Origin of the sequence: Caballeronia zhejiangensis (genome assembly GCF_000698575.1) — a bacterium.
GTDB lineage: Bacteria > Pseudomonadota > Gammaproteobacteria > Burkholderiales > Burkholderiaceae > Caballeronia > Caballeronia zhejiangensis.
Window position 1 is genome coordinate 30,069 of record NZ_JFHD01000047.1, and the last position, 14,742, is coordinate 44,810.

At 60.2% G+C, this 14,742-nt stretch carries 28 protein-coding genes and 1 pseudogene; 19 read left to right on the forward strand and 10 right to left on the reverse strand.

Features of this window, described 5'->3' with window-relative positions; translation table 11 throughout:
- Positions 1–240: 240 nt before the first annotated feature.
- From BG60_RS32455 to BG60_RS32495, 9 genes and pseudogenes are all read right to left on the reverse strand, one after another.
- Positions 241–651 (reverse strand): annotated as a pseudogene (locus tag BG60_RS32455) (DUF1364 family protein); the annotation flags it as partial.
- The gene (locus tag BG60_RS32460; protein ID WP_034474014.1) at positions 648–1,043 is read right to left on the reverse strand and encodes a DUF4406 domain-containing protein; all 396 of its coding nucleotides are present in this window, start codon (positions 1,041–1,043) and stop codon (positions 648–650) included. The gene BG60_RS32460 and the pseudogene BG60_RS32455, both read right to left, overlap by 4 nt.
- Positions 1,040–1,597 (reverse strand): hypothetical protein, encoded by a 558-nt coding sequence (locus BG60_RS32465; RefSeq protein ID WP_034474015.1) that lies wholly within the window; start codon positions 1,595–1,597, stop codon positions 1,040–1,042. Before BG60_RS32465 ends, BG60_RS32460 begins: the two co-directional genes overlap by 4 nt.
- Positions 1,597–2,133, reverse strand: coding sequence for a DUF1064 domain-containing protein (locus BG60_RS32470; RefSeq protein ID WP_034474017.1), 537 nt, complete (start codon positions 2,131–2,133; stop codon positions 1,597–1,599). Before BG60_RS32470 ends, BG60_RS32465 begins: the two co-directional genes overlap by 1 nt.
- The gene (locus BG60_RS39790) at positions 2,130–3,230 is read right to left on the reverse strand and encodes a hypothetical protein (RefSeq protein ID WP_241484917.1); all 1,101 of its coding nucleotides are present in this window, start codon (positions 3,228–3,230) and stop codon (positions 2,130–2,132) included. The genes BG60_RS32470 and BG60_RS39790 overlap by 4 nt, the downstream gene beginning before the upstream one ends.
- Entirely contained in the window at positions 3,227–4,015 is a 789-nt protein-coding gene (locus BG60_RS32480) for a Rha family transcriptional regulator (RefSeq protein WP_034474019.1), read from the reverse strand. The genes BG60_RS39790 and BG60_RS32480 overlap by 4 nt, the downstream gene beginning before the upstream one ends.
- Positions 4,016–4,023: 8 nt before the next feature.
- On the reverse strand, positions 4,024–4,212 hold the full coding sequence (locus tag BG60_RS32485) for a hypothetical protein (RefSeq protein ID WP_034474021.1): 189 nt from the start codon (positions 4,210–4,212) through the stop codon (positions 4,024–4,026).
- Positions 4,209–4,430: a hypothetical protein gene (locus BG60_RS32490; RefSeq protein WP_034474023.1), complete on the reverse strand. Its 222-nt coding sequence runs from the start codon at positions 4,428–4,430 to the stop codon at positions 4,209–4,211. Before BG60_RS32490 ends, BG60_RS32485 begins: the two co-directional genes overlap by 4 nt.
- A gap of 328 nt (positions 4,431–4,758) precedes the next feature.
- Positions 4,759–4,983, reverse strand: a complete 225-nt coding sequence (locus BG60_RS32495; RefSeq protein ID WP_241484918.1) for a hypothetical protein — start codon at positions 4,981–4,983, stop codon at positions 4,759–4,761.
- A gap of 27 nt (positions 4,984–5,010) precedes the next feature.
- Between BG60_RS32495 and BG60_RS39795 the strand changes: the two genes are divergently transcribed.
- The 9 genes from BG60_RS39795 to BG60_RS32525 all read left to right on the forward strand — a co-directional run bounded on the left by BG60_RS39795 (position 5,011) and on the right by BG60_RS32525 (position 9,632).
- Positions 5,011–6,324 carry a LexA family transcriptional regulator gene (locus BG60_RS39795; protein ID WP_051996799.1) on the forward strand — a complete coding sequence of 438 codons (1,314 nt, stop codon included), beginning with the start codon at positions 5,011–5,013 and terminating at the stop codon, positions 6,322–6,324.
- Positions 6,321–6,623, forward strand: a complete 303-nt coding sequence (locus BG60_RS32505) for a hypothetical protein (protein ID WP_152563253.1) — start codon at positions 6,321–6,323, stop codon at positions 6,621–6,623. Before BG60_RS39795 ends, BG60_RS32505 begins: the two co-directional genes overlap by 4 nt.
- A gap of 406 nt (positions 6,624–7,029) precedes the next feature.
- Positions 7,030–7,191 (forward strand): hypothetical protein, encoded by a 162-nt coding sequence (locus BG60_RS39180; protein ID WP_167561873.1) that lies wholly within the window; start codon positions 7,030–7,032, stop codon positions 7,189–7,191.
- Entirely contained in the window at positions 7,188–7,310 is a 123-nt protein-coding gene (locus BG60_RS40020; protein ID WP_277621804.1) for a hypothetical protein, read from the forward strand. The genes BG60_RS39180 and BG60_RS40020 overlap by 4 nt, the downstream gene beginning before the upstream one ends.
- 22 nt (positions 7,311–7,332) lie before the next feature.
- Positions 7,333–7,482 carry a hypothetical protein gene (locus BG60_RS38865; protein ID WP_160172926.1) on the forward strand — a complete coding sequence of 50 codons (150 nt, stop codon included), beginning with the start codon at positions 7,333–7,335 and terminating at the stop codon, positions 7,480–7,482.
- A 63-nt stretch (positions 7,483–7,545) separates the two neighbouring features.
- Positions 7,546–7,965: a hypothetical protein gene (locus BG60_RS32510; RefSeq protein WP_034474029.1), complete on the forward strand. Its 420-nt coding sequence runs from the start codon at positions 7,546–7,548 to the stop codon at positions 7,963–7,965.
- A 70-nt stretch (positions 7,966–8,035) separates the two neighbouring features.
- Entirely contained in the window at positions 8,036–8,554 is a 519-nt protein-coding gene (locus BG60_RS32515) for a hypothetical protein (RefSeq protein WP_152563254.1), read from the forward strand.
- A 134-nt stretch (positions 8,555–8,688) separates the two neighbouring features.
- The gene (locus tag BG60_RS32520) at positions 8,689–8,919 is read left to right on the forward strand and encodes a hypothetical protein (RefSeq protein ID WP_034474034.1); all 231 of its coding nucleotides are present in this window, start codon (positions 8,689–8,691) and stop codon (positions 8,917–8,919) included.
- Positions 8,916–9,632, forward strand: coding sequence for a hypothetical protein (locus BG60_RS32525; RefSeq protein WP_034474036.1), 717 nt, complete (start codon positions 8,916–8,918; stop codon positions 9,630–9,632). The genes BG60_RS32520 and BG60_RS32525 overlap by 4 nt, the downstream gene beginning before the upstream one ends.
- Positions 9,633–9,880: 248 nt before the next feature.
- On the opposite strand, the gene BG60_RS37510 is transcribed toward BG60_RS32525, so the two are convergent.
- A complete protein-coding gene (locus BG60_RS37510; RefSeq protein WP_075583610.1) occupies positions 9,881–10,153 on the reverse strand; it encodes a hypothetical protein in 273 nt (90 codons plus the stop codon).
- Positions 10,154–10,420: 267 nt separating this feature from the next.
- On the opposite strand from BG60_RS37510, the gene BG60_RS32530 reads away from it, so the two are divergent.
- The 10 genes from BG60_RS32530 to BG60_RS32565 are packed head-to-tail and all read left to right on the forward strand — an operon-like array spanning position 10,421 to position 14,637.
- On the forward strand, positions 10,421–10,861 hold the full coding sequence (locus BG60_RS32530) for an HNH endonuclease signature motif containing protein (RefSeq protein ID WP_051996802.1): 441 nt from the start codon (positions 10,421–10,423) through the stop codon (positions 10,859–10,861).
- Entirely contained in the window at positions 10,848–11,096 is a 249-nt protein-coding gene (locus BG60_RS32535) for a hypothetical protein (RefSeq protein ID WP_034474037.1), read from the forward strand. Before BG60_RS32530 ends, BG60_RS32535 begins: the two co-directional genes overlap by 14 nt.
- A gap of 37 nt (positions 11,097–11,133) precedes the next feature.
- On the forward strand, positions 11,134–11,316 hold the full coding sequence (locus BG60_RS32540) for a hypothetical protein (protein ID WP_034474039.1): 183 nt from the start codon (positions 11,134–11,136) through the stop codon (positions 11,314–11,316).
- 9 nt (positions 11,317–11,325) lie between these two features.
- Entirely contained in the window at positions 11,326–12,102 is a 777-nt protein-coding gene (locus BG60_RS32545; protein ID WP_034474042.1) for a hypothetical protein, read from the forward strand.
- Positions 12,099–12,470 carry a hypothetical protein gene (locus BG60_RS32550; protein ID WP_034474044.1) on the forward strand — a complete coding sequence of 124 codons (372 nt, stop codon included), beginning with the start codon at positions 12,099–12,101 and terminating at the stop codon, positions 12,468–12,470. The genes BG60_RS32545 and BG60_RS32550 overlap by 4 nt, the downstream gene beginning before the upstream one ends.
- Entirely contained in the window at positions 12,463–12,948 is a 486-nt protein-coding gene (locus BG60_RS32555; RefSeq protein ID WP_034474047.1) for a hypothetical protein, read from the forward strand. The genes BG60_RS32550 and BG60_RS32555 overlap by 8 nt, the downstream gene beginning before the upstream one ends.
- Positions 12,945–13,115, forward strand: coding sequence for a hypothetical protein (locus tag BG60_RS38870; RefSeq protein ID WP_160172927.1), 171 nt, complete (start codon positions 12,945–12,947; stop codon positions 13,113–13,115). Before BG60_RS32555 ends, BG60_RS38870 begins: the two co-directional genes overlap by 4 nt.
- Positions 13,112–13,345 carry a hypothetical protein gene (locus BG60_RS38465; protein WP_152563255.1) on the forward strand — a complete coding sequence of 78 codons (234 nt, stop codon included), beginning with the start codon at positions 13,112–13,114 and terminating at the stop codon, positions 13,343–13,345. Before BG60_RS38870 ends, BG60_RS38465 begins: the two co-directional genes overlap by 4 nt.
- Positions 13,346–13,399: 54 nt before the next feature.
- Positions 13,400–13,606 carry a DUF4224 domain-containing protein gene (locus BG60_RS32560; protein WP_034474049.1) on the forward strand — a complete coding sequence of 69 codons (207 nt, stop codon included), beginning with the start codon at positions 13,400–13,402 and terminating at the stop codon, positions 13,604–13,606.
- Positions 13,603–14,637 (forward strand): site-specific integrase, encoded by a 1,035-nt coding sequence (locus BG60_RS32565; protein ID WP_034474071.1) that lies wholly within the window; start codon positions 13,603–13,605, stop codon positions 14,635–14,637. The genes BG60_RS32560 and BG60_RS32565 overlap by 4 nt, the downstream gene beginning before the upstream one ends.
- The last annotated feature ends 105 nt before the right edge of the window (positions 14,638–14,742 follow it).

Here is a 14,742-nt window from a genome sequence, read left to right on the forward strand (position 1 = left end):
GCGTCGTCGAGGATCGGAATGCCGCTCCGGCGATCCTCGGGAATCCATGCATCAACCCAGACAAACGGCCGGACCGTGTTCTGCACAGTCGGGCGCGCCAGCCTGTACACCGTCGTCTCCAGCGCCGCCGTGAGTTGAAACGGCTCCAACGCATACCGCTTCCCGTTGCGGCCGCGCGGCGTGCGCCAGCGCGTGTCCGTCGGTATTCGAATCAAGCACCGCACCTTCTTCCTCCTTCAGACCCATCTTTCGAGCCCGCACCGGCTCCCAGCGCGCGAGCGCGTCGTCAAATGCCGCGCATTTCTTTTCCCACGGCGCGCCGCTGCGGTCGAGCCATTCGTGGCAGGCCGCGCAGCCCGGCACCGTGAACCAGTGGTTCGCCTTCAGCGCGCCGCCCTTGCCGTGCTTCGATTGATTCGAATGACAGTCCACGACGGTCGGATCAGCCCAATCGGTCCACGGGCATTTGACGTTCAGGTAGCAAGGCTCGCCGCGACACGCCGTCAGATACTTCGAGCCCTCGGCGACGGTCGGCCTCTTCACGCGCGTCTTCATCGCCGAGCGGCGCAGCGACGTCGCGCGGTCGGCCGTGTTCTTGAAAGGCGAGCGCTTCATCGGCGTCTTGCTCACGAGCGGCTTGCTTCGCTTCACTGCGCCTCCGCAATCTGTTCGCTCGCACCGCTTTCGATCTCTTCGATGATCTCGACAATCGCTTCCTGTGCGATCACAGGGATTTCGCCGGCCAGGCCAACGATGTGAAGCGCCTGCATGACGCGCAGACCGAGCCCGCGAGCGATGGTGTGCTCGAGCGTCGCGCCCGGCGACTTCTCCCAGCCCGGCAGCAGCGCGATGCCGTCGCAATCGACTAGAACCTTGATGTCCGCGCGCATACACGAGAGCCACGTCGGATTCGGGCCGACGTCGACCTCTGCGGGATTGACGATCTCGAAGCCCAGTGCGCGGAGACGCGCCGCCTCCGCGTAAAACGCCGGAAAGTTCAGTTCGGGCAGATTGGACATGGGTCCGGCGATGTAGAGCTTCATGCTGCGGCCCTCCCCGCGCAGATCATCGCGTTCATTGCTGATACGACGACGCGGTCAGCGCAGGGCCACCATGCGGCATTCGAGCGGTATCTCGCATCAAGCACGTCGTCGCTCTCTTCTTCGTCGGCCAGCTTCGCGGAAATAGCATCGCCGTAACGCGCGTTCTCGCCCGGACCGATCGCATAAACGAGTTGCGGATAGCCCTCGGTGATCCGCGAAACATGCGCCCATTGCTTGCCGTCCGGATCCGTCGCGTATCGCAGCAGATCCGAAACCGTCTTCCGCGGAATCGCGAGCGCATCGGCGATTTCCCGACCAGTGCGCTCAACGCCGTCGGACAACAGGTTGCGGACTCGTTGCGAAGACGGCAGCGGCTTCAATTGCATGTGGCGCTGCTTGAACAGCGCGCCTTCGTATGTCCTGCCGGGAAGAAGGTGCATGTGCTTCTTGAGAACCGCACCGCGCTCCTTCAATCCGCGCAGAATGCGCAGTTCATCCTGCGTCCACGGCGCGCCCTTCACAGCGCCGTCCTCGCGTTTCATCTTTTCTGGCATCACTTCACCTCGACAATGGTCAGCCCGCGCGCCGCCATCAGATGGCGCTTGATGCGGTATCCCTCGGTTACGCGGCCTTTCACGTCCTCAATGACCGTCTCGCCGCCCTTCTCGTACACAAAATCCGCCACGTACCGCAGCGCCGGGCGCTTCCGGCCGGCGATCACCACTGGCTCGGCCAAGACGAACGGCACCTGCAACTCCAACTCGCTGATCTCGCCGCGCACCTGCATCTGCACCAGCTCGTGCCAGCGCTTCATCTCGCGCTTGCTGTCGAACTTCACGCCGCCGCTCTCGCACTTCTCGTTGCGATACTTCGCCGGCTTCTTCTTCGCGGCCGGAACCTTCGGGGCAACCGCGAACGGGTCGTATCCGGAGGCGATGTCGTCGAACTCGCTTGTTGGCTGGTTGCCGGTGCGGCGCATGAGTTCGCGGCGCGCGAAGTCGGGCCCTACCGCGCGGTCCTCGCGCACGCGCGCGGTGCCGACTTGCGTCGTTCCTTCCGGGTAATGGAGGGCTGCGGTTCGCTTGCTCACGCCGCCTCCGTGTTGCCGTTCTTGTCGCGCGGGATGTCGTTGAAGTAGGCGTAGAGCTGCTCGTACCGCTCTTCGCTCTCGCGGCCGACCGTGCGCAGCATGTCTTCCATCCATTCGCCCGGGCCTGCGGCCTTGAACACGCGGACCTTGAAGTGGATGAACGTCTCGCCGTCCTTTAGCTTCACGCCGAGTTGCGTTGCGCGGGCCTCGATGCCGCTCGATGTCTTCCACCAGTCCGCAGCGATCGCTTGCGAGCCATTAGCGGCCTGAGCGATTCCCTCAGTCTTCACCGTGAACAGGCCCGTCCAGCCGCGCAACACAGCTTCCTCAACCGTGACTTCGGGCGTCTGCCCGGCACTGGCGAGCTTCAGCAGCTTTTTGATCGACACGCGGGCAGCGCCGCGCGTCCACGGCGCGTCTTTATGCTTCGCCTCGCGGTGCTCACACCACATTTCCCAGACGTCGGCTGGAATGCCTTCAGGAAGTGCAAGTTGGCGAAGCTCGTCATGCAACGCAACTCGCGACGAACGTCGCGCCAATTGCTGATCTACGTTCTTCTCTTGCTCTACTAAAGCAATCTTGGTGTCGAAATTTGGAGGGGCTTCAGGTGAAATTTCACCCCCTTCAACGTGGGATTTGGAGGGGCTTGAAGTGGGATTTGTAGCCCCTTGAATATTGGAGGGGCTTGAATTTTCGTCCCCCTTGGGGCGGCGCGCTTTAGAGTGGCTTGATTTTTCACCCCTCTTCGCCATGTATTCTTCAAGCGTAGGCGGGCTCAGCGAGATCGTTTTGCCGTTGCGGGGATCGACGCTTTGGACGATCGTTGCGCCGGCAGGAGCGAGCATCTGATAAATGATGATGCTCTGCGTGCGGCCGAGACGCTTGTCTGTTTCCAGCAGGTAGCCTAATTCGATCAGCTTGCTTCGAGCACGGCGGATCGTCTGGATATTCAACTCGGTGTCCAGTTCGAGCTCGTCGTTCGTGACCCACGTCGAATAGTCTTCGGCTGCCCAGTTCGCATAGGTCTTCAGAATCGTCTTGGCGGACGAATCGCCCACGCGCTGACGCTTGGCCCATTGATGTGCGTATCCGCTCACGCCGCAACTCCTACGACGCGCGACGAGACAAGCGCATGCAGGTCCGCAAAGCGCTCGACATACCAGTGCGGCTGCGTCTCGCGCGGGCTGTTCGGGTTGGTGATGTTCTTTCCGTAGAGCAGACCGGCCTCCGTGATCGACCAGAAGCGCTTCGTGCCATTCACTGCGCGCGACGAGGTGCTGCGCCGCGTCCGCTCTGCTTGTATTCCCGCGTCGGCCAGCAGGCGGTTATACGTGCGCGCGGAGATCGAGATGCCGTGCGCAATCAAAAGATCGGTCAGCGGTTTCGTTTCCATCGAGCTGCCAGACGTCGAATCTGACGCCGCATCGACGACGTACGCCGGGAGAAACGTCGGCTCGATGCCGTTGTTCTTCGCGATGTGCGCAAGCATCGCGACTTGGCTCGACGGAGATGGCTTCAGTAGGCGCGTGAAGCATTCGGCAATCGCGAGCTCGCCAGCAAGTTTCGATTGCGACAGAGCCGGCTGACCAACGCGCGCCTCCAATTCGGTCCAGCGATCGATAATTCGTGCGCGCATCTGGATGCTGTAGCCAGAAACGAGGATCAACGTCTCGCGTTTCGGAAGCTCGAAGATTTCGACTTCGCGAACTGACCCATTGGGGCCCGCAATTTTTGCTACTGCTGAAAAGTCAGCAGCAGCTTTCCCGAGCTCGGCCAGCATCTTGCGGATGTCAGCGAGTACATTGCGGTGCTCCTTGCCGGTCAGCTCCGCGATTTCGCGGCTAGACATCGTGGGGCCACTGATCTTTGCAATGTCGTTCATGGATGACCTCACAGGTCGTTGTCGTGGCCGCATGGCAGCGAACCGTCCGCGCGTTGCTTGGCACCGCAGCCGATGCAGATCTTCGGCGCGACGTCCGGCGTGATGGATTGTTCGGTCGTCATCGGACCGAGGAAGAAGCGGCCAACGTGAAGAAGATCCGCGCCGCCGAGCAACGGCTGAATGTCGCGCGCGCTCATGCCCTCACCTTCGAAGCCTTGGCTGCCCGGGAACAGTCGGCGTTGAAAGTTGCGAATTCGCGCGAAAGACCGACGCGGACCGCGGCCAGTTCGCCCGGGTAGCGCTCGCCGCGCGCCGCAACCGCACACAGGGCGTCGCGGATCTGCTTCTGCTGCGTAGCCGGCAGTTCCGGCGGTAGCTCCGGCGCGAAGAGAACCGGATTCGAGTTGTTTTGCATGGGATCTCCAGCCGGGATGCCGGTCAGTAGTACTAAATCGGAACAGAAGAAGCCTGGCGCCCAAGCTGCTTGTGTATCGACTCATCCATGCAGATGTCGGCCTCGTAACCGACTTGCTCCGTCAGTTGTCTGACGTTTTATTCCCCGCGCCGCCCAATGTGGGCCACTTCAAACGCGGCTACTTCTGGGTGCAGCGGTCCGTATGCAGAGCGCAGGACGTGATACCCGAGGTATTTCTGAGTTGAAACGCCCAGACTCGCCGCCAAAGCAGCCAACTCCCCAGCTTCAGGAATCGGAAGTTCAACGAGAAGGCCGGTTTTCCCTTCGTTCATGCGCTTACTGCACTCCCAGCTTGGGACGGCGCGACACTGACGCCCAACAGGTTCGCTGGCAAAGTGCCAACCGTGCCAAACAGAAACAGCTTGGCGATGCGGGCAAGGGCAGCGGAATCGCTGTCGATGCCGTAGAGAGCCTTGAATGCTTGCATTCCCTCGTAGACGGGGTCTTCGAGGCGGGTCTTTACTTCGTTGCGAAATTCAGCGCGACGAGACATTGCTTCCTCCATAAAAGAAAACGGTTGATGAACACAAAAGACAACGAACGCGCGAGAGACCTACTTTGCGAGTCGCTGACGGGGCCTACCGAGAAAGATGTCGGGGAATTCGAGCTTGACGGCAGCCGGGATCCCTCTCTCCTTCCAGTTGTGGACCCGTTGAACTCCACCGCGCTGGTCGAAGCCCAGCCGACGGGCGAGCTTGGAAGCCCCACCGAGTTCCTCGATGAGCAGTCGGTCAGCAGTGATGTCGTTTTTCCGGTCCATGCGTTATTAAACACCACGTTTAATCAAAAAGCAAACACTATGTTGAACAACAAAGTGTTTAATTTTGAGAACATCCGGGGTATGCATGAAACCACCGCCCGCCTCTACGAGGCAGCCCGGCTGTTGCGCGGGCTCACTACGCCTACAGAAATCGCACGCCTTCTCAATGTCGCGCCCCAGAACGTAAACAACTGGGAGCGTCGCGGCATGTCGAAAGCGGCGATGCTCGACGCCCAAGAAAAGCTTGGGTGCAGTGCCGTTTGGCTAATGACCGGCGAAGGCACGATGCTCGGCGCGGCACAGGTTCCTTCGTCGAATGATTCGTCGAAAAGAGACCGATCACGCCCCGAGATCGAAAAATCTGATCGAACGGAGTCTGATATTGTTATTTCTTCAGACGACTTGGCGTCAGCGAGGTCGCCACGTAGACTGAGAGCAGCGCTTTTCGATAAGGGCTTAACTACCGCAGAAATTGCATCTGTTGCGGGGGTTAGCGAATCCGTCGCCGGCCAGTGGCTGGACGGAGAAGGCCCCGACATCACACTGGCGCAAGGTGCCGCGCTGCAAACAGCCTACGGCGTGAACGTTGTTTGGCTTACGAAAGGGAAAGGCGAGCCTGGCGTCGCTGTTCGATATGTCGACGAGTATGAGCCTATCCCGATTACGAACTGGAGAGCTGTCCCCGTGGTAGGTCATGCGCAACTTGGGGATAACGGGTACTGGGCCGACCTCGAATATCCCGTCGGAGCCGGTGACGGCTACGTCGACTTCCCTTCCAGGGATCCGAACGCATACGCCTTGAAGTGCGTCGGCGACTCAATGCGTCCCAGAATCAAAGACGGCGAATTCGTCGTCATCGAGCCGAACCAGGCCATCGAGGCCGGCGACGAGGTGCTCGTGAAATCGAAAGCCGGCCAAGTCATGGTCAAAGAATTTTTGTACCGCCGAGCCGGCCGGGTACATCTCCGGTCCGCTAACGACGCGCACAAACCAATCAGCTTTTCGAGCGACGAAATAGAGAAAATGCATTTCGTCCGTGCAATCTGCCGCCCTTCTTCTTGGAGGCCGGATTGAAGCTCACTCTGTTTGTGGCAACGGTCGGTCTGGCGCTGGCGAGTGGCACTGCTGCGGCTGCTAGCGCGGCGGTCGCACGGCTGCCGGGCGGGATGACGCTCGAGATCGTCGACCAGGCGGTCAGCTGCAAGGGGGCGCCCGTCGCAATCCTTCTGGACAAGGAAGGCCGCAAGAAAGACATGACTTGCGCCGTCGAGGTCACTTCCGAAGGCGTGCGCACGACATTCGCCGGATACGGCAAGCCTGTTTTCTGGCACAAATCTCAGTTTTCCACGGTCGACGCTGCCTCGCTCGACTGATTCCCACCCTCTCACGACTCCAAGCCCGCCTCTGCGGGCTTTTTGTTTTCCGGCTCATCCTCGTCCCCCCGCACGCCCGGACAAACTTTATTAAACAAAATGTTTGACACACGTTTAAACATGATGTTTAATACACCCATGCGCTGAACGAAGCGCTCCGGGGATAAACCGGGAGCCCTGATCTCAGGGCGCTGGGAAGCGATCAGTGCCTTGTACTCAGGGCTTCCTGTCCGGCAAGTGGACAGGAGATAGCAAATGAGTTGGCTAGCAAGCGATCTACTCGAGCTAAAGCGCCTTGCACAAGGCGGCGCCGGCGCGCTCATCGAGCATCTCCTGCGTGAATACGCACTCAACAGCATCGCCCCGGGCGTCGCTGACGTTCGGGCCGGCGGATAAGGACAGGAAGATGGAACGCGTTTTGGAAGACAACGCCCTGCTCCGCGACATCACGCGGCTGCAGGACGTCGAGAGGATTTACAAGGCGATCGGCGTTGCCGGTCTGTACGGTGTCGCGATTGGCGCAGTGTGGTTCCTGTGCGTCGCCTTCCGCGCCGGGGTGTTGGCGTGAAGCTCTGGCAAATCTGGGGCATCACGTTTCTAGTCGCGGCGGCCTATCTGGCGATCTGCGCCGAGATCGATTACCGCGCCGCTCGTCTTGAACGCTGCACGGTCGTCCACTGCGCCTAAAACGATCCCGTAAAGGCTCACCATGAACATTTATCAGGCAGTAGTCCTTATCTGGGTCGTGACGATGATTGCGGCAATGGCTTTCGTTCGCGGCGCCGATGCCAGGGCAAAGCGCCGTTTGGACGAGATTCAGCGCAGCAAGAAGAGCATTCGCTGGCCGGCGCACCACTGATTTCAGGAACCGATTTTTACAACCCGAGCGCGACGGATTCGCGCAAATCACGAGGAGCATCAAATGAAGAAGGCATTTCTGGCAGTCGCAGTTCTCGCAGCTTTCGTCGGCCACGCGCAAGCAGCCGATTCCTTCAACGTTGGCGCGGGCTTCAGCTCGTCGGTCACGCTGTCTGGCGGCTCGATGGCTTCGTCCGGATCGAACGGCCAAGGCTTCAGCACGCAGACCTCCAACAGCGCTGGATTCGGCTATGCGGCAGGTGGCACGGCGATGGGCGTCGGCGCAACCGGCTCGTACGCATACAACGGCCTCGGCGCCATCGGCGCAGGCGGCTCTTTCTCAGGTGCGGTCGGCGGTAGCAACACGACGTCGACGTCGAGCGGCTACACATCTGGGGATGGCTATGGCGCGACGAAGGGCGGCGCTGGCGTGGACTACTCGGCTGGCGGCTACAGCGGTCTGAACGGCTCGTACACGTACTAAGCCCAGAAACGAAGAGGCCCCGGGTGCTAGGAACACCCGAGGCCTGACTCCACACGAGGAAGGAGCCACCATGAAAACAAGTTTCACGGCCATCGCAATCGTAGCACTTCTCGGAGCAGCCAATGCCATGGCGCAGAGCACTTCGACGGCTGAACAGACGAGTACTTCTCAGTCGGTCGCACAAGGTTCGATCGAGTTCTCGCAGACGCCAGAGCACACGTCGTCCACGGTTCGCAACGTCAGTGCGCCGGTCCTTGGCGCGTATGCATCCAGTTTTTCGCAATTCAATTGCGGTCAGACGACGCAGGGCGGCTTTGCGGTCGCGGGCTTCAGCGGCGTGATCGGCACCAGCAAAGACCAGAAGAGCTGCGTGCTCGAGGTGGCGGCCGCCGAGATGACGCGTCAGTCCACGGTTGACCCGGATAACGCCACGGCGCTGCGCAGCGCAGCGATCGGAATTCGTTGCCAGATCAGCGAAGAGATTTACCAGGCGATGCGCGACGCCGGATTCGAGTGCAAGCGCACGCCGAAGGACCTCATTTCGCGCGCCGACTCGCAGCCCGAGTCGACGCGCATTGCAGGCAACTGATTTCGCAACCACCCGCGCGCCGGCGCGTAATCCGGCCGTCTGACTTGATGACGTCGCCCTGACCGTGATGGGTAGGCCGAAAGGCGACAGGAGCAGCGTCATCAACTCAGATTCGAACAAGAACGAGGAACCCCATGCCTTACGTGAACGTGGATGTCGACGTCCAATTGGACGACTTCGATACCGATGATCTGATCAAGGAACTCACGCTGCGCGGCAAGCCAGTCGCTCATCTCGAAAACGGCGACGAAGCGGACGAGTCCCTCTACAAGATCTTCTACGCCTTCTATTTCGGCAAGGAGCAGGACGCCGTCGCTCTGATGCGCAAGTACGTGCAGGACGTCACCGGGAGGACGCTGCCGTGAAAGAGCGCCCTATCCTCTTCAGCGGCCCGATGGTGCGTGCGCTGCTCGAAGGACGCAAGACGCAGACGCGGCGCGTCGTGAAGCTGCCGCACAGCAATCCGCTTGGACAGTGGGAGCCTACAACGATCGGCGGACTGACCGGCGGCCGCACGAAGGACGGCCAGACGATTCCCGAGCAAGGCGCGATCTGGCACACGCGGACGGGCGACTGCCTCATGTGCCCCTACGGAGCGCCCGGTGATCGTCTGTGGGTGCGCGAGACGTTCAGCACCGACTTCCGGAATCACTATCCGTTCGATGACGTCTGGTATGCAGCCGACGATGACCGAAGGAACGAGATAGAGGTCCGGGACGGCGTGAAGGGCATCTATAGCCCTGAGCACCGTGAGCATGTGCCCTTCCGCTGGCGTCCTTCGATTCACATGCCGCGCGCGGCGTCGCGCATCACGCTCGAAATCACCAGCGTTCGTGCCGAACGGTTGCACGACATCAGCGAGGCCGATGCAGCGAACGAAGGCCTGCACATGCTCCCCGCTTCCGGGCGCTATGTCGTACAGAAGGGCGAGCAGTACTTCGGCGGTGCCGACCGCGACGCGCGCGTCGTCTTCGCTGATCTGTGGGACCGAATCAATGGCGCCGGCGCATGGGATGTCAATCCTTGGGTTTGGGCTGTGACGTTCACGGTCATCAAGGCAACCGGAGAGAAAGCGTGAGCCGTCTTCTATTTCAGCACTCGTCGCCCTTGCTTCCGAGCGTAGGCCGAGCCGCCAGCGTATGCGTCATTTTCGCTTTCATATCGAAGCGGACTTTCGAAATGGATCCGATCAACCTTCGGCCTCGTTCGATCGATCTCAACGCAAGCGTATGTGAACCCGCCGCCCACCAGCGGTTCAACCAACACGTGGAACTCCAAAGTTCCGATTCTCAACAGTCGCGACATGCTCAACTCCGGAAAGATGATTCAGGCTGGTGCTGCATCGGCACTTCCATCGTTGACGCAACCATCGATAAACCGCTTCGCTTGCCGTTCGGCATATTTAAATCCTGCTTCGGGCGTAAGGAAATTAAGTTGCTCGGGCAGGCTTATGACAGGCGTAGCGCGAGGGTCAGAGGAAAGGATCGACCAGGAGACAGCGTATCGAACCTGTTGGCCATCCAGTGACGGTGATTTGCTTGTGACGACGCGAACGTCGATGGTGTACCCGCGATATGGCACACACGATAGGTTTTCCATGCTTGCTCCTACACACCAGGAGCGGCATGCCAGACCACTATACGCGCTATATGAGATTCCCGTCGTTAAATCGCTTGGACGCCCTAATGACCCGCCTACTCCCCACCTTCCGCGCGCTGCTGGACGCACTCGAAAGCATAGGGCTCGCTCGGAAGCCGACGACACAGCAGACGCACGCGCTCTGTCAGAGATTCGTGGAGATGGTCGCGGGAATCACCGGAATGCGCGTCACGGTCTGGATTGGCGAAACACCTATTGCGAGAGAACATGAACCACGACAAGGCAGGCCGCTTTCGCAGCGGCAACAAGGTGAACGCTGGCCGCGCGCCGTGGAATAAGGATCGCCACGGCGTGAAGTCCGGCTCGTTCAAGGCGGGGCACAAACGGAATTCGAAGCCGGTCGGCACCGTGCGATTCGAGCCGCGTGGCGGATATTTTCTACGCAAGGTGAGCGACACCGGAGATCAGTACCGCGACTGGATCGGTGTCCATGTGCTCGCCTGGCAGGCCGCCCACGGTGCGATCCCGGCCGGTCATGTGGTCGTGTTTCGCGATGGCGATCGAAGCAATGCCGCTCTCGAAAACCTCGAATGCATCACCCGCGGAGAACTGATCCGCCGAAATAGCTGGAAAAACCTCCCCGAAAATCTGCAGGAAGTCGTGCAGCTGAAGGCTGCCCTGACAAGGAAGATCAATGGACACGATTGAAGAACTGCGCTCGCACCTGTTCGACACGCTGCGCGCGCTGAGCGACAAGGAAAAGCCGCTCGAACTCGACCGCGCCAAGGCCGTCGCGGAAGTGGCTCAGGTAATCATCAATTCGGCGAAGGTCGAAGTCGAGCACATGAAGGTGAGCGGCGGCAAGGGGACGGGTTTCATGGCCGAAAAGAAGCCGGAGATCCCGAATGGCATCACGAATATCACGAAACACACGATCCGCTGACGCCGCCTGACCGCCGACACCATTTTTGAGAACCGACATGATGACCGTAGCCGAGTTGATCGAAGAGTTGCAGAAGTACCCACCGCATCATCGCGTGTTCGTGAACCACGATACGACGCCGCCATTCTCACCACAGCCATCGAGCGATTGGGCCGAAGTCCACGAGGTTCGCGCCGATCAGGCATGCACCGTAATCATCGACGCTGAACCGACCCGCTGAGAAATCGCCATGACGAACGACGAACTCGAACAATACATCTACTCGCGCACCCGGCAATTCGTCGGCGCTCATGTGCTCGAAGTGATCAACGAACTTCTCTCCGCGAGCATCGCCGACACACCCCGATACGCAGAGTGGAAGCATCTGCGAACGCACGGCCAATGGAGGGATGGCGTTCCGTCTTGGGCGCGCGGGCACAACAAAACGATGGACGACATGACTGCGGCTGTTGCTGTGATCGAAGAACTGGCCGCTGCACTTTCCAGCGGAGCGAGCATCGCCGACACAGCGTCTCTTTCTGATGCTCAGATCGACTGGATCGTACAAAGCGGCCGCGCATTCAGCTACGACGAGATTCGCGCAAAGATTGGAAAGGTGCGAGAAGCGAGCATCGCCGACACAGCGGGGGAGAAGGAGGACGAGACATTGAGCCTCGCAAATGCAGACTGGCGGAACCTGTACGACATGGTGTACGGACACGAATGCTCGTTCAAGAGCTTCATGATGACGGTCGATGATCTCGCCGCCCCTCCCGCGCCTTCGGTAGCCAATGCGCTCGAAGATCGTTCGAAAGAAGAAGCGGCACAGATTGGATATTCGAAAATGACACGTGAAATTTACGACCCTGAGCTTATTGAGATTGCTCAAAGATGCGCACGCAAAACGCATGAAGGGCACCGATACTTGCCGACAACCAACAAGGATCAAGACAACTTTAGGCCTCACGATTGGGTTATTGACGCAATGCGCGAAGCTATCAAGGCTTCGAAGAAGGTGCCGAAATGACTAATCCCGTTCTTAAAATGACCAAGGACCAGATTTACGACGCGATGGCGCAATGCTGCGATGTTTGGGGCTATGAGATTTGGCCCGAGGCAATCGATCGTCTCTCCGATGCAGTTCTCGCAGCAGGAGCGCCTTCGGTAGCCGATGCGGCGGGGGCGAGTGAGCCAACGCGATGGCAGAAGGCGCAGGCCCTTTTTGGCGGCGGATTTGCGGCGGATCTGCCCGAGAACATCGACTGGACGCGCGTGATGGCGCTGGCCGAGAAGCACGGTGATGGATGGAGTGAGGCGAAAGGCTGGTCGTTCCACTGCGACGATGATCTTTTCAACTTCGCAGGCGAACTGGCAAAGGAGTCCGGCAATGACTGACGAACTTCTCGTGAGCCTGTTCTACGCGGCGCAAGGCGACATCACGCAATTTCGCATCAAAGCCCGCGCCCTTCTCGCAGCAGGCGCGAGTGAGGGGCAGGCGAGCCGAGAACGGTTCGAGGCGCATCAGGGCGGCAACATCGAGAAGCGCGCGAATGGCGATTACGCGCGTTGGCGCGATCAAAACGATTGGCAGCTCTGGCAAGCGGCAGAGCGATCAGCCGCCGACGAACTCGCCGCGCTGCGCGAGCGGATCGCGGGGATGGAGAAGGATGCGGACGCTGGCAAAGATCGGCGCTTCGAGATTCGTCAAGGCGGCATGACCGTCGCAGCGACTGAAGGTCCGGGCGTCGATGCGTACAGAGACGCCGTTCATTACTTCTGGCAGTACCAGCAGGACGCCACTGAAGATGAGCCGGTAGAGATGGTCGAGTTGACCACCGTGATGCGCATCGACACCGCGGAGAAGCAGGGATGAAAACGCTCTACGAGATCTACACGAAGCACAACCGGCGTTCCGATGCAGCGGTAAAGCAGGCGATCGAGCGAAGCATGAAGCTGATCGCCAAATGCGACCGAGTACTCAGAGAATCGCAGGCGGCTCGCGCGTCGAGCGTGGCGAGCAAAGAGGAGCAGACATCGTGAGCGCTCTTTCGCAAACCGCGCTCGCCACCTGTACTGATGGACTGACACCTGATGAGATCGAATTCTGGGACCGAGCGTACCTCGCAGTCCTGCCGTTCGCGATGCAATGCCAAGGATGGAAGATCGGCGAAAAGCCAATCACGTCGGGAGACGACCGCGCTTATCTGGCCGGGAGATGGGCCGACGCGGCAGTTCGCGAACGACGCAGCCGAATGGACGAATTGAAGTGATCAGCAACATCGAAGAATTTTTGAAAATCAGCCGCGCGTATCTGGAGAACCCGAATGTCGATCGTGACGAATGACCAGCTCGTCGAACTGACGGGCGGCCTGCGCCAAGGTGCGGCGCAAAAGCGCTGGATCAAGAAGGCGCTCGGCATCGATGCACCGCGCAAGGCCGACGGCCATCCGATGCTGACGTGGGAGCAAGTGAACCGTGGTCCCGGCGAACAGATGCGCCGCACCGCACCAAAATGGAAGAACGCAGCATGAGAAAGCCGGTGCGCGATGGCCTCCTGCCCCGCATGGAGGCGCGACCCACAAAGAAGGGGTTCACGTACAGGTATCACCCGGTCGGCGGCAAGCCGATCAACCTCGGCGCCGACCGAATCGAGGCGATCCGCAAGGTGCTCGAAATCACCGGCGGCGGAGACGACATCGGGACGATCTCGCGATTGTGGGATCAGTTCCGCGAGACGCCTGGCTGGAAGCGGTACTCGCAGTACACGCGGACCGATTACGAGCAGTGCGCGACGAAGCTGCTCGACATTTTCGGCGACGTGCGCGCGGCGGACATCGATGCGACGGACGTCGCGCGGTACCTGCGCAAGGAGCGCGCGGACGCGCCGGTGCGTGCGAATCGGGAAATGGCGCTGCTCTCGAACCTAATCGGCCTGGCGATCGAGCGCGGCGAGGCGAAGCACAACCCTTGCCGCGAGGTGAAGCGCAACGAAGAGCAGCCGCGCACCGAAGCGCCGGAGCCGGAAGAGTTCGCCGCGTTCGCGACGTGGCTCGCTGAGCAGCGCGGCCAGCGCGCCATGATCGGCATGGCGGCCGAATACGCCGCCGTCGCAGGCAATAGAAAGGTCGAATTTCTGGATCTCTCGTGGCTGCAGGTCGACGAGGCGGCCGGGCACATCCGAATCAAGCGCGCGAAGCAGCGCGGCAAGAAGCGCGGCGAGGTGATCGAGCAGATCGAAATCACGCCGCAGGTCAGCGCCCTGCTCGCCCGGCTAAAGGTCGCGCGCGCCGCGCAAAAGAATGAGGAATGCCTTTACGTCTTCCCGAACCGGTCGGGCACTGCATACACGCAGGCCGGCTTCAAGACGATGTGGCAGAAGCTGATGGTCGAGGCGATCAAGAAGAAAGTGATCCGGCACCGTTTCACATTCCACGATCTCCGCGCCTATTACGTGACGCAGCACAAGGCCGAACGCGGCGCACTTCCAGACCTGCACGCCAACCCCGCGACCACCGCGCGAGTGTACGACCGCAGTAAGGTTGTGAAGCGAAAAGCGCTCTGAGCCGTGGGAACGAAGTCTGAAAAAGCCCATATAATCAACGGGCCTGTTTCAGATTGCGTTCCCATCGACGACAGGGAGAGGCTTATCGGATAAGGTTAGATGATT